A 13,186-nucleotide genomic window follows, 5' to 3' on the forward strand; every position below is an offset into this window, starting at 1 on the left:
GATGACGACCCATCAGGAAGGTGACCTGGTTCTCGGCGCGCTCGGGTCCATGGGCGCGCGGATCGACTGCTCGGGCCTGAACCGGCTCGACCTGGAAGGCCCGCAGGCACTGTGGCTGGTCGCGGCCGGCACCCTGGACCTGTTCGCGGTGGACGCCGTGGGGCAGGGCCACTGGCACCACCTCGGCCGTCTGGAGGCGGGCTCGCTGCTGCTCGGCCCGGTCGCGGGCCCCCAACACACCCTGGTCGCCCGCCCGTTGCGCGACTGCGTCGTCCACCGCATCGGCCTGCGCGAGCTGTACCAGACGGCCGACACGCAGACCTGGTCCTACGACGAGTACGGCAACCCCCAGTACGTCCCGCCGACGACGAGCCCGCTGGAGTACGCCCTCGCCCTCGGCGTCGGCCGCAGCCTGTCCATCCTCTTCCAGGCACCGATGGCCACCGATCGGGCCGCCGAGATCACCGACGACGACGTCTTCTGGATGCAGGTGCCGCCGGGCAGCGTGCAGTACGGCTCGCTCTACGGCGCCGAGGCGGCCGCCGACCTGCTGATGGACCCCGCGGTCTGGCAGAGCATGGTCGACCAGCAGTACCGGCTGCTGACCACGCTGGACCGCTGGATCGAGCAGCTGGAGCGCACGCACGAGACCCGGACGGCGGCCGGCATCAAGGCAGGTGAGGCGGTCCGCGCCCAGGCCGACCGCACGCTGCTGGCCTCCATCGGCAAGTCGTCCGCCCAGCGCTCCACGGCCGCCGACGCGGACGCCTCGTACGCGGCGTGCAAGCTGGTCGCCGAGGCCGCCGGGATCACGCTGGCCGAGCCCGCGCAGAGCGGGACGGAGAGCGACCGCCTGGACCCGGTGGAGCTCGTGGCCATCGCCTCGCGCGTCCGCACCCGGGCGGTACGCCTGGACGGCCGCTGGTGGCGGGACAACATCGGCCCGCTGGTGGGCCACCGGGCCCTGTCGGGTGCGCCGGTGGCCCTGCTGTGGCGGCGCGGCGGCTATGTCGCCGTACATCCGGCGACGGGTCGTGAGACACCGATCGAGAAGGCCAACGCGGAGGAGTTCGAGGCGCGGGCGGTGATGTTCTACCGACCGCTGCCCGATCGCGGCCTGAGTCCGCTGCGGCTGTTGCGGTTCAGCATGCGGGGAACCGGCAGCGACCTGACGAACCTGCTGATCAGCGGTCTGGTGACGGTGGCGATCGGCGCGCTGGTGCCCATCGCGACCGGCAAGGTGCTGGGCGAGTTCGTCCCGAAGGCCCAGACGGGCCTGATCGTGCAGGTCTGTCTTGCCGTGATGCTCACCAGCGTCGTGGCGGCGGCCTTCATGCTGCTGGAGAACCTCACCATTCTGCGGCTGGAGGGCCGTATCGAGGCCACGCTCCAACCGGCCGTCTGGGACCGCCTGTTGAGGCTCCCGACCAAGTTCTTCACCGAGCGCTCGACCGGCGAGCTGGCCAGCGCGGCCATGGGCATCAGCGCGATCCGCCGTCTGATGGCGGGAGTCGGGCCCGTGGTCGCCCAGTCGGTGACCGTCGGAGCGATGAACCTCGGGCTGCTGTTCTGGTACAGCCCCTCGATGGCACTGGCGGCGATCGGCATGCTCGTCGTCATCGCCGCCGCGTTCCTGGGGCTCGGCCTGTGGCAGGTGCGCTGGCAGCGCAAGCTGGTCGTGCTCAGCAACAAGCTCAACAACCAGGCGTTCCAGACGCTGCGCGGTCTGCCGAAGCTCAGGGTCGCGGCGGCCGAGAACTACGCGTACGCGGCCTGGGCCTCCGAGTTCGCGCACAGCCGTGAACTGCAGCAGAAGGTGGGGCGCATCAAGAACCTCACCACGGTGATGGGAGCGGTGTACCTGCCGCTGTGCACCCTGCTGATGTTCATGCTGCTGGCGGGCCCGGCGCGCGGGGCGATGTCGGCGGCCGCGTTCCTCACCTTCAACACCGCGGTGACGATGCTGCTGACCTCGGTCACCCAGCTGACCGGCGCGTTCGTCTCGGCGGTGGCCGCGCTGCCGCTCTTCGAGGAGATCAAGCCGGTGCTGGACGCCGCGCCGGAGGTGCGCACGGCGAGCACCCGGCCGGGACCGCTGTCCGGTGCGATGGAGGCACGGCGCCTGTCCTTCCGGTACGCGGACGACGGCCCGCTGGTCCTGGACGACGTGTCGTTCGAGATCCGCCCGGGCGAGTTCGTGGCGATCGTCGGCCCCAGCGGCTGCGGCAAGTCGACGCTGCTCAGGCTGCTGATCGGCTTCGACAAGCCGGTCTCGGGCAGCGTGCTGTACGACGGCCAGGACCTGGGCGCGCTCGACCAGTCGGCCGTGCGCCGGCAGTGCGGTGTCGTGCTCCAGCACGCGCAGCCGTTCACCGGCTCCATCCTGGACGTCATCTGCGGCACCGAGCCGTACACGCCGGAGGAGGCGATGGCCGCGGCCGAGATGGCGGGACTCGCCGAGGACATCAAGCGGATGCCGATGGGCCTGCACACGATCGTCTCGGGCAGTGGTGCCGTCTCCGGCGGCCAGCGCCAACGCCTCATGATCGCGCAGGCGTTGATCCGCCGGCCGCGCATCCTCTTCTTCGACGAGGCGACCAGCGCCCTCGACAACGAGACGCAGCGCACGGTGATCGAGTCGACGAAGGCCCTCAACGCCACCCGCATCGTCATCGCGCACCGCCTGTCCACGGTCCTGGACGCGGACCGCGTGATCGTGATGGAGGACGGCAAGGTCGCCCAGCAGGGCCCGCCCGCGCAGCTGCTCGCGGACACGGGCGGGCGGCTGCACGAGCTGGTGCGGCGGCAGATGGCGTGAGCGGTCAGTCCAGGCCGGGAACGGGTGCGCCGGAGGGCACACCGGCCTCGACGTACCCCTCGTAGAACTCCTTCCAGGGAGCGCTCGTCCCGGCATGCGGCCCCTCGGGCCGCTCCCCCTGCGCCTTCGCGTCGAGGGCGGACAGGCACACCTCCCAGCCGGCGCCGTTGCGGGCGGCGGTGTCGGCGGCCTGGAGCACGTTGGTGAGGGTGAAACGGGTGCGCTTGTCGTCCAACTCCTCCAGGTCGAAGTGCAGTTCGTCGCCGCCCCACGCGAAGGACAGGTGCCGGGGCTCGTCGACGGCGAGCACCCGGCCGGTGGACTCCGGCATGTTCGGATCGCCGCTGAAGGCGATCGTGCCACCGGGGCGCAGGTCGATCTCGGCGCGGGACGGGAACCACTGGGCGAGCTCGTCGGCGTCGGTCACGAACTGCCAGACGCGCGCGACGGGATGGTCGTAGGTACGGCTGAAGCGGACGGCCGGGCGGCCGTCGTCCAGGGTCAGATAGGTGCCGGTGAGATCAGCGGCCATGGTGGATCAGTCCTTCGGGGCGGGTTGCTCGGGATCGTCCGGCGCCGTCTCGTCGAGGCGGCGGCCCAGCACGTCCAGGCTGCGGTTCCACAGCCTGCGGTAGGGGGCGAGCCACGCGTCGAGCTCGGCGATCGGGGCCGGGTCGAGGGCGTAGACGCGGCGCTGCGCGTCCTGCCGGACCCGGACGAGACCGGCCTCCCGCAGCACCTTCAGGTGCTTGGAGGTGCTCGGCTGACTCAGACCGGATGCCTCCACGATCTCGCCCACGGGCCGCGGCCGCTCCAGGAGCAGCGCGACGATGGCCCGCCGGTGGGGATCGGCGAGGGCGGTCCAGAGCGCGGCATCGGACATGGCTCCAATATGCCTCGCCAGTTATATGCCTGTCAAGGAATACGCCCCTTCACCAACCACCTCCAACCACCCCCCTCAGCGAAACGTTGCCGTTTCGCTCGGAGTCCTCTAATGTCGACGTGTACGAAACAGTTTCGTTTACACTCCCTTTGCCCCGGGTCGCCCGACCCGGCTCGAACGACTTCCCTGGAGTGGTTCTCCCATGCCCCAGAAGACCTTGACCGACAGCGCCCACCAGGGCGTCGTCGAGGCGCCGCCGGCGGCCTCGTCGAAGCGGTGGTGGATCCTCGCGGTCGTCGCCGTCGCCCAGCTGATGGTGGTGCTCGACGCCACCATCGTGAACATCGCCCTGCCCTCGGCCCAGGCCGACCTCGGGTTCTCGGACGGCAACCGGCAGTGGATCGTCACGGCCTACGCGCTGGCCTTCGCCTCCCTGCTCCTGCTCGGCGGCCGCATCGCCGACCTGTTCGGCCGCAAGACCGCCTTCCTCATAGGCGTCGTCGGCTTCGCCGCCGTGTCCGCGCTCGGCGGTGCCGCGAACGGCTTCGGCATGCTGGTCACCGCGCGCGCCCTGCAGGGAGCCTTCGGCGCACTGCTCGCGCCGGCCGCGCTCTCCCTCCTCAACACCACGTTCACCGACGCCCGGGAGCGCGCAAGGGCGTTCAGCGTCTACGGCGCCATCGCCGGTGCCGGTGGTGCGGTGGGCCTGCTGCTCGGCGGTGTACTGACCGACGCGTTCGACTGGCGCTGGACGCTGTACGTGAACGTGCTGATCGCCGTCGTCGCCTTCGTCGGCGGCTGGATGCTGCTGACAAACCACCGCGACGCCGGCAACTCCAAGCTGGACGTGCCGGGCACGGTGCTGGTCGCCGCCGGTCTGTTCGCCCTCGTCTACGGCTTCTCCAACGCCGAGACGCACGACTGGGGTTCACCCCTGACCTGGGGCTTCCTGATCGCGGGCGGTTTGCTCCTTGCGGCCTTCGCCTGGTGGCAGACCCGGGCCGCGCACCCCCTGCTGCCGCTGCGCATCCTGCTGGACCGCAACCGGGCGGCCTCGTTCCTGGCCGTGCTGATCTCCGGCGGCGGCATGTTCGGCGTGTTCCTCTTCCTCACCTACTACCTGCAGTTGAACCTCGGCTTCAGCCCGACGAAGACCGGTGCGGCCTTCCTGCCGATGGTCGGGGCACTGATGGTGGCCGCGCAGCTCGGCACCACGGTCCTGGTACCGCGGATCGGGCCGAAGGCGGTCGTCCCGCTGGGCTTCGCGATCGCGGCGGTCGGCATGGCCTGGCTGACCGGGATTGGCGTCGGCTCCAGCTACGTCAGCGCGGTACTGCCGCAGCTGATCGTGACCGGTGTCGGCCTCGGCCTGGTGATGCCGGCGGCCATGCAGCTGGCCACCGGCGGAGTCGCGGCCGAGGACGCGGGCGTCGCCTCCGCGACGGTCAACGCCATGCAGCAGGTGGGCGGTTCGATCGGCACGGCACTGCTGAACACGCTTGCCGCGAGCGCCGCGACCGACTACCTGGTGGGCAAGAACGCGACCAACAAGCTGGTGCAGGCCCAGGCGACGATCGAGAGCTACACCACCGCGTTCTGGTGGTCGGCGGGCCTGTTCGCCGTCGGCGCGGTGATCGCCTTCCTGCTCTTCCGCCGCGGGGTGCCGGAGCAGGACGCGGACGCCGCACCGGTCGTCCACATGTGATCGTTCCGACCCGAGAAGACAGGCCCTGGGTCCGAGGGGCCGCCGTCCACAGGGAGACGGCGGCCCCTCCTCGCTGCCATGGTGGCCGTATGCGCAAAGAGGCGGCGGCACTCGGCAGCACGCTCTTCCTGCTCGTCGCGCCCGGCACCGTGGTCGTCCTGCTGCCGTGGTGGCTGACCGGATGGCGGTCCGGCGACTGGTGGCCACTACTGCGCGCGCTCGGCCTGATCCCGCTGACCGTGGGGGCGGTCGTCCTGCTGTCGGCCTACGTGCGCTTCGTGGTCGAGGGCCTCGGCACCCCGGCACCGGTCGCACCGCCCGAACACCTCGTGGTGGGCGGGCTGTACCGGTACGTACGCAATCCGATGTACGTCGCCGTGGTCGCGGCGATCGGCGGCCAGGGCCTGCTGCTCGCCCGGCCGGTCGTGTTCGGGTACGCCGCCTGCGCCGGAGTTGCGATGGGGGCGTTCGCGACGTGGTACGAAGTGCCCGCACTGACCCGGCGGTTCGGTGCCGAGTACACCCGTTACCGGCGGGCAGTGCGGGGTTGGTGGCCGCGGCTGACGCCCTGGGATGGCGACTGAGGGCGTCGATCTGCCCGGAAGTGGGTACCCACGGGCCCATGCGAATCAGTGTGGTGGATGTGGGATCGAACGCGGTCCGGCTGGTTGTGGCGGACGCGGAGGGTGGGGTGCCGTTGCCGGTGCACACTGCCAAGTGGCGCCTGAGGCTGTCCGAACACGTGAAGCCGGGATGCAGCATTCCCGAGGAGGACATCGACCGGCTCGCCCTGGCGGTCGCGGAGGCGAGCCGGACCGCGACCCGGTGGGGTGCGGCCGGTCCGCTGGCCTTCGCGACCGCCGTGGTGCGCGCCGCCCCGAACCGCCGGGAGGTGCTGCGCGCCGTCCGGACCCGGACCGGGGTCGGTCTGTGCACGCTGCCCGGCGAGGTCGAGGCCGAACTCACGTTCCTCGGGGCCCGGCGCTGGATGGGCTGGCGGTCGGGGCCCCTCGCGCTGCTGGACATCGGCGGCGGTTCCCTCGAAGTGGCCTTCGGGCGGGGCCGGTTGCCGGACTTCGTGGCCTCGCTCCCGCTGGGCGCGGGACGGCTGACCCATGAGTTCCTCCAGGGCCAGGACCCGCCCCTGCCGGAGCAGATGCGGGCGCTGCGCCGCAAGGTCCGGCATCAACTGCGGGACGCGGCGGCGCGGATCCGCTGGGAGGGCCCGCGCACCGCGGTGGTCACCTCCCGCACCTTCCAGCAACTGGGACGGCTGTGCGGAGCGTCGCCCGGGCGCCACGGCCCGTTCATGGAACGGCAGTTGTACCGCCAGGACCTGCGGACGGCAATCGACCGCCTGGCCGCCCTGCCCGCCGCCGAACGCGCCCGGCTCCCCGGCATCTCCGCGCCGCGCGCCGAGCAGAGCCTGGCCGGCGCGGTGGTCGCGCACACCGCGATGAAACTGACCGGCCTCAAGGCGGTCACGATCTGCCCCTGGGCGATCCGCGAAGGCATCCTGCTGCGCCACATCGAGGACGGGGCGTCCTGGTGGGCGGAGATCAACCGCCTCAACGAGGCACCCCCTCTCCCGGATCCGGTCCCCCTGCTCATCGCGACCGCGACCAGGTGAACGCCGGCGACGGGGCCCGGCACGTCCGGTGCGACCGCTCGCGATCCAGGCGCCATGACGGGTGAACTTGAAGAATAGTCAAGCACTTTCGCCGTAATTCACCAGGTCGGGTGAACCAGATCTTGCGCACGGCGTGTCAGGGATGTTCCCCCGCGCGCCGGGGTAGCTACCGAGATCGAATGCGCCCCTTGCCGAGGTGGAGCGGACATGACGCCGGATGCGGACCACCGCGCTTCCGAACCGCCCGCGGCGAACCCTTACGCCCGGTCCCGGGCCGGCAGTCGGTTCACCGTGGTCGAGGTCTCGGGTGAGATCGACCTGGCGACCTCGGTGTTCCTCTCGGAACACCTGGATGCGGCGACAGCGTGGCCGCGGCCGGACATACTGGTCGACCTGCGGCAGGTGGAGTTCTTCGACTGCTCGGGACTGCGCGCGCTGTGCCGGGCCGAGACACGCGCCAGGGAGCGCGGCGGCCGGCTGCGCATCGTCTCCGACGCACCCCGCATCCACCGACTGCTCGCCGGTGCGGGACTGCTGGGACGCTTTCCGCCCCTCCCCACGGTTCCCGGGGAGGGGCGGAATTGATCCCAGGAGTCGGCGGGCGGCCCCACTCCGCCCTGCCGACCCCTGGTGCGAGATCGCCGGGTACCCCGCGACAAGGGACTCGCACTCCCCAACTGCGGGCCACTTCAGGTGTGCACGGGGGACTCCGCGATCCCGGTCCCTCAGAACGTGAAGACGCTGGTCCCGTAGGAGTTCTTCACGCACTCGTTGGCGAAGGTCCGCTCGTAGGAGACGCGCTTGCCCTGCCAGACGCCGTCGACCGTGACGACGACCGGGTCGTACTGCTTGGTGCACTGCACGTCGTCTCTCGCCCCCAGGGCGTCGAAGTCGCCGGCGGCGCCGCGTAGTTCGGCGCAGGCGAGGGCGGCTGCCGGGTGGGTGCCGGAAGCCGTCGGGGCGCAGGTCAAGGTGACGGCGCGCAGCGGCGTCGCGGCGGCCGCGCTCTCACCGTGGCCGGTGGTGAGCACCAGGGCCGAGGGGGCGTAGAGCGAGGCGGGGGCGGTGGCCGGGGTGGCGAGGGCGGCTCCGGTGAGGGGTCCGCAGACGGCGGTGGCGGTGAGGGCGAGGGTTGCTGCCCAGCGCGCGGTGTTCCGCATTGTGTGCATCCTTCCGCTGGATTCGAGGGTGTGCCGGACCGTTCAGGGTTGGTGCCGGACCGGCGAGCGCGAGTCTGCCGAGTCCGCCGCGGAAACACACCTCGACCCCACGTGTTTCAGTAACCTTGTGTGTTGAATCAGTGGCGTGAAGTCACGGAATTCGAACGTTCCAACCCCGGAACTGAGCGCTTCTTGATCGCTCGAAGCAGCCAAGTGGCTGGTTTCCCGCGCTTCGTTAATAGGCCTGAAACATTCCGATTGAGCTGTCGGCTGACTCCGCCGCACCCCCTTGTGTTCATGGTCGACGCGAGTAATCGTCATTACATGATTACGACAGAGCAGCAGGAGAAGCTGCGCGGCTGGTTCGCCGGCCGTGTTCCCGAGGATCTCTTCGAGGAGTTGGCCGAGCTGACGGTCGACCGCGAGGAGATCACCGTGATCGGCCGCATCCCCGAGCCCCGGCTCACCGAGGGCGCTTCGGACGCCGAGCGGGAGGCCGCCGTACAGGGCCGGATCCAGGAGTTCCGGGAGCGCACCCGGGATGCGCGGATCGAGGTGGCCCGCGAGGCCGAGCACCAATTCCGCCGGAAGGTCTCCTGGGGTGTGGAGTGCGGCGGCGAGCGCGCCCTGTTCACCCACGTCGCCGCGCCCGTGATGACCCGGCTGCGCCAGCCCGAGCGCCAGGTCCTGGACACCTTGATCGCCGGTGGCGTGGCCCGCAGTCGCAGCGACGCCCTCGCCTGGTGCGTGCGCCTGGTCCAGCGCCACACCGACGACTGGCTCACCGAACTGCGGGACTCCCTCGAACACGTCCAGCGGGTACGGGCACAGGGCCCGGACACCGAACCGGAGGACGCCCCGACGGACATCCCGACCGACGCCTCGGCGGACGAGGAGTGATGGAGGTTTCGTACATTCTCGACGCGGAAGGTGGATGAACCGTCCTCTGGTGCGCGTCCTGCCACCGCCGTACGGTCGGCAGACCCCCAAGAGGACGGCCGCCGCGCCCGCCGCACACCCCCGCGCCGGCGACCGGCCGTCCACCCCACCGCGCCACGACGCGCTCCACCGCCCCGCCCCCGCTGGAGCCCCCTTGCCCTCCCAGTCGTCCGACTCCCCCGCCACGCCGCCCCCGTCCCTGATCGAGGTCGAGGCACATGGCGTCGAGCGCATTCCAGACGCGGACCGCACCGCGAGCCCGCTCGACCTGTTCCGGCTCGCCTTCGGCGGCGCCAACACCTTCTCCACCTGTGTCCTCGGCGCCTTCCCGATCCTGTTCGGACTCTCCTTCTGGCAGGGCCTCGCGGCCACACTCCTCGGCGTCCTCGCGGGCGCGCTGATCCTGTGCCCGATGGCGGTGTTCGGCCCGGTCAACGGCACCAACAACGCCGTCTCCTCATCCGCGCACCTGGGCGTGCACGGCCGGGTGGTGGGCTCGTTCCTGTCACTGCTGACCGCGGTCGCGTTCTTCTCCATCTCGGTGTGGAGCTCCGGCGACGCCCTGGTCGGCGGCGCGCACCGGCTCTTCGGCCTGGAGCGCGGCAACCTGTCGTACGTCGTCGCGTACGCGCTGTTCGCCGGCCTGGTCCTCGCGGTGTGCGTGTACGGGTTCCGATTCATGCTGTTCGTCAACAAGGTCGCGGTGACCTCGGCGACCGTGCTGTTCCTGCTCGGCGCGATCGCCTTCGCCGGTGACTTCGACCCGTCGTACGCCGGTGTCTTCACGGACTCCGCGGACGCGGCGACGCAGTCACTGTTCTGGCCGTCGTTCATCGGCGCCGCGCTCATCGTGCTGTCCAACCCCGTGTCGTTCGGGGCGTTCCTCGGCGACTGGTCGCGCTACATCCCGGCAAGCACCCCGCGCCGCCGTGTCATCGGCGCGGCGTTCCTGTCGCAGATCGCGACACTGCTGCCGTTCGTCTTCGGTCTGGCGACCGCGAGCATCATCGCCGCGAAGGCCCCGAAGTACGTCGACCCGGCGGCACCCGACTTCGTGGGCGGACTGCTCGCCATCTCGCCGACCTGGTACTTCCTGCCGGTGTGCCTGCTCGCGCTGATCGGCGGCATGTCCACGGGGACGACCTCGCTGTACGGCACCGGGCTCGACTTCTCCTCCGTGTTCCCCCGGCTGTCGCGGGTGCAGGCGACGGTGCTGGTCGGCCTCGTCTCGATCGCGTTCATCTTCATCGGCCGGTTCGGCCTCGACCTGGTGCAGTCCATCTCGACCTTCGCCACCATGATCATCACGTGCACCACACCGTGGATGGTCGTGATGATGCTGGGCTTCTTCACCCGGCGCGGCTGGTACGACCCCGACGCCCTCCAGGTCTTCAACCGCCGTCAGCGCGGCGGCCGTTACTGGTTCGCGCACGGCTGGAACTGGCGGGGCATGACCGCGTGGTGGGTGTCCGCGCTCGTCAGTGTGCTCTTCACCAACATCCCCGGTCAGTTCGTCGGCCCGCTGGGCGATCTGGCGAACGGCATCGACATCAGCCTGCCGCTGTCGCTGGTCGTGGCCGCGGTGCTGTACCTGGCGCTGTTGCGGCTGTTCCCCGAACCCCGGGCGGCGTACGGACCCGAGGGCGCCCGGCTGGCCCGGACGGTCGAGGTGCCGGTGCCGCCGATCACGGGGGCCGACGGCGCGGTGCAGGTGCGGGCGGGTGCGCACGTGAACTGACCGGGTCCCGGGGGCCGTTGTCAGTGCGTCCGGTCCCGTACGAGTTCGCCCGCGAGCAGTGATCCACAGGGGCACCCCGGTGGACGGACCTGCACTTACTCGCAAGTATCGTCTGGGTGCAACGCGGTCTCAGCGACGAGAGGCGGGACGTTCCCATGGCCAAGCACTGGGCGGACTTCCAGTACGAGATCTATCTCAACGGGATGTCGGGCGCCGTACCGCGGCTGCCCACCGATCTGACCCGGCTGGAGGAGCTGACCGAGCAGCGACTCGGACCGGGGCCCGTCGGCTATGTCGCGGGGAGTGCGGGCGACGGCAGCACGGCGCGCGCGAACCGGGCCGCGCTCGAGCGGCGCCGGATCGTGCCGCGGATGCTGCGGGACGTGCACGAGCGGGACCTCTCGGTCGAGGTGTTGGGCCGCGCCCTGCCGGCCCCGCTGGCCCTGGCCCCGGTCGGCGTGCTGTCGATCATGCACCCCGACGCCGAGACCGCCGCCGCCCGGGCAGCCGCAGCCCAGGGTGTGCCCTTCACCCTGTCCTCGGCGTCCAGCACGCCGATGGAGCAGGTCGCGGAGGCGATGGGCGACGCGGAGCGCTGGTTCCAGCTGTACTGGGCCAAGGACCGTGAGGTGACGCGGAGTTTCCTGAACCGGGCCAAGGCGGCCGGGTTCACCGCGCTGATCGTCACCCTCGACACACCGCTGCTGGCCTGGCGTCCCCGCGACCTCGACCAGGCCTATCTCCCCTTCCTGCACGGCGTCGGCACCGCCAACTACTTCTCCGACCCGGCCTTCCTGGCGGGCCTCGCCAAGCCGGTGCACGAGGACCCGAACGCGGCCGTGCTGCACTTCGTCGGCATGTTCGCCGATCCGGGCAAGACCTGGCCGGACCTGGCGTTCCTGCGGGAGAACTGGGACGGCCCGATCGTCCTCAAGGGCATCCTGCACCCGGACGACGCCCGGTTCGCCGCCGACGCCGGGATGGACGGCGTGGTCGTCTCCAACCACGGCGGCCGTCAGGTGGCCGGTTCCGTGGCGGCCGCCGACGCGCTGCCCCGGGTGGCCGAGGCGGTCGGCGACCGGCTGACCGTCCTGTTCGACAGCGGCGTGCGCACCGGCGACGACGTCTTCAAGGCCCTCGCGCTCGGCGCGCAGGCAGTGCTCCTGGGACGGCCGTACGTGTACGGGCTCGGACTCGACGGACAGGCCGGCGTCGAGCACGTGATCCGCTGTCTGCTCGCCGAGTTCGACCTCACGCTCGCCCTGTCCGGGCACGCCACGCCCGCCACGATCGGCTCCACCGACCTCATCGAGGGATCCGCATGACCACTGCCCCGAAGAACGTTCTCGCCGTCGTCTCCCCGCACGTCGGCGGCCGCACCGCCGGCGCCGGCCTCGCCACCCTCTTTCCCGGCGAGGCGAACGTCACCGTCGTCGAGGCGGCCGCCGAGGACCCGGCCGCCCTGCGCGCGGCGCACGTGATCATCACCGCGCTCTCCCCCGTGACCGCCGAACACCTCGCCGCCGCACCGGACTTGGAGCTCGTGCAGTGCGCGAGCCATGGCTTCGACTACGTCGACGTGGACGCCGCCCGCGCCCGGGACGTGCGCGTGTGCAACATCGGCTCCAGCGGCGCCGAGTCCCAGAACGTGGCCGAGCAGACCTTCGCCCTCATGCTCGCGCTCGCCAAGCAGCTGATCCCGGCGCACACCGCGCTCGTCGAGGCCGACTGGGCGCTGCCCCGGCTGCAGCGCTCCCTCACCGAACTGTCCGGCAAGACGCTCGGCATCGTCGGGCTCGGCCAGATCGGGCAGGAAGTCGCCCGCCGCGCCGTCGCGTTCGACATGAGCATCGTGTACGCCGGTCGCCGCCGCCTGCCGGAGGAGACGGAGGCCCGGCTCGGCGGGGCCCGCCACGTCCCGCTCGACGAACTCCTGCGCACAGCCGACTACGTCTCCCTGCACGCGCCGCTCACCGACGAGACCCGGCACCTTCTCGACGCCGGGCGGCTCGCGCTCCTCAAGCCGACGGCCTTCGTGATCAACACGGCGCGGGGCGCCCTCATCGATCAGGACGCCCTCGCGGACGCGCTGGAGAAGGGCGCCCTGGCCGGGGCGGGCATCGACGTCTTCGACCCCGAACCGCCCACCCCGGCCCTGCGGTTGCTCAAGTCCCCGGGCGTGGTGCTCTCGCCGCACGTCGGCGGGGTGACCCGGGAAACGGTGATCCGCATCGCACTGGCCGCCGTGCAGAACGTGACGGACTTCCTGACGGGCGGGCAGCCGCGCGACGTCGTGATCTGAACCCGGTCACG

At 71.1% G+C, this 13,186-nt stretch carries 12 protein-coding genes; 9 read left to right on the forward strand and 3 right to left on the reverse strand.

The window, feature by feature from the left end; translation table 11 throughout:
- The first annotated feature begins 1 nt into the window (after position 1).
- Complete coding sequence (locus OG303_RS05495) at positions 2-2,818, forward strand: NHLP bacteriocin export ABC transporter permease/ATPase subunit (RefSeq protein WP_405865298.1); 2,817 nt, start codon at positions 2-4, stop codon at positions 2,816-2,818.
- 4 nt (positions 2,819-2,822) lie between these two features.
- On the opposite strand, the gene OG303_RS05500 is transcribed toward OG303_RS05495, so the two are convergent.
- Positions 2,823-3,350: an SRPBCC family protein gene (locus OG303_RS05500; protein WP_405865300.1), complete on the reverse strand. Its 528-nt coding sequence runs from the start codon at positions 3,348-3,350 to the stop codon at positions 2,823-2,825.
- A gap of 6 nt (positions 3,351-3,356) precedes the next feature.
- Positions 3,357-3,701: an ArsR/SmtB family transcription factor gene (locus OG303_RS05505; protein ID WP_405865302.1), complete on the reverse strand. Its 345-nt coding sequence runs from the start codon at positions 3,699-3,701 to the stop codon at positions 3,357-3,359.
- Positions 3,702-3,903: 202 nt separating this feature from the next.
- Here OG303_RS05505 and OG303_RS05510 point away from each other — a divergent pair, with 202 nt between their 5' ends.
- From OG303_RS05510 to OG303_RS05525, 4 genes are all read left to right on the forward strand, one after another.
- Positions 3,904-5,406 carry an MFS transporter gene (locus OG303_RS05510; RefSeq protein ID WP_405865304.1) on the forward strand — a complete coding sequence of 501 codons (1,503 nt, stop codon included), beginning with the start codon at positions 3,904-3,906 and terminating at the stop codon, positions 5,404-5,406.
- An 89-nt stretch (positions 5,407-5,495) separates the two neighbouring features.
- The gene (locus tag OG303_RS05515) at positions 5,496-5,990 is read left to right on the forward strand and encodes a methyltransferase family protein (protein WP_405865306.1); all 495 of its coding nucleotides are present in this window, start codon (positions 5,496-5,498) and stop codon (positions 5,988-5,990) included.
- Positions 5,991-6,028: 38 nt separating this feature from the next.
- Complete coding sequence (locus tag OG303_RS05520; RefSeq protein WP_405865308.1) at positions 6,029-7,036, forward strand: Ppx/GppA family phosphatase; 1,008 nt, start codon at positions 6,029-6,031, stop codon at positions 7,034-7,036.
- Between the two features lie 207 nt (positions 7,037-7,243).
- Entirely contained in the window at positions 7,244-7,621 is a 378-nt protein-coding gene (locus OG303_RS05525; protein ID WP_405865310.1) for an STAS domain-containing protein, read from the forward strand.
- A 140-nt stretch (positions 7,622-7,761) separates the two neighbouring features.
- On the opposite strand, the gene OG303_RS05530 is transcribed toward OG303_RS05525, so the two are convergent.
- A complete protein-coding gene (locus tag OG303_RS05530) occupies positions 7,762-8,196 on the reverse strand; it encodes a protease inhibitor (RefSeq protein ID WP_405865312.1) in 435 nt (144 codons plus the stop codon).
- Between the two features lie 324 nt (positions 8,197-8,520).
- Here OG303_RS05530 and OG303_RS05535 point away from each other — a divergent pair, with 324 nt between their 5' ends.
- The 4 genes from OG303_RS05535 to OG303_RS05550 all read left to right on the forward strand — a co-directional run bounded on the left by OG303_RS05535 (position 8,521) and on the right by OG303_RS05550 (position 13,175).
- Positions 8,521-9,096 carry a hypothetical protein gene (locus tag OG303_RS05535; protein WP_405865314.1) on the forward strand — a complete coding sequence of 192 codons (576 nt, stop codon included), beginning with the start codon at positions 8,521-8,523 and terminating at the stop codon, positions 9,094-9,096.
- Positions 9,097-9,289: 193 nt separating this feature from the next.
- A complete protein-coding gene (locus tag OG303_RS05540; protein ID WP_405877099.1) occupies positions 9,290-10,873 on the forward strand; it encodes a purine-cytosine permease family protein in 1,584 nt (527 codons plus the stop codon).
- A gap of 155 nt (positions 10,874-11,028) precedes the next feature.
- Positions 11,029-12,198: a lactate 2-monooxygenase gene (locus OG303_RS05545; RefSeq protein ID WP_405865316.1), complete on the forward strand. Its 1,170-nt coding sequence runs from the start codon at positions 11,029-11,031 to the stop codon at positions 12,196-12,198.
- On the forward strand, positions 12,195-13,175 hold the full coding sequence (locus OG303_RS05550) for a 2-hydroxyacid dehydrogenase (RefSeq protein WP_405865318.1): 981 nt from the start codon (positions 12,195-12,197) through the stop codon (positions 13,173-13,175). Before OG303_RS05545 ends, OG303_RS05550 begins: the two co-directional genes overlap by 4 nt.
- The last annotated feature ends 11 nt before the right edge of the window (positions 13,176-13,186 follow it).

Source organism: Streptomyces sp. NBC_00005, assembly GCF_045160215.1.
In the GTDB taxonomy this organism is placed as follows: domain Bacteria; phylum Actinomycetota; class Actinomycetes; order Streptomycetales; family Streptomycetaceae; genus Streptomyces.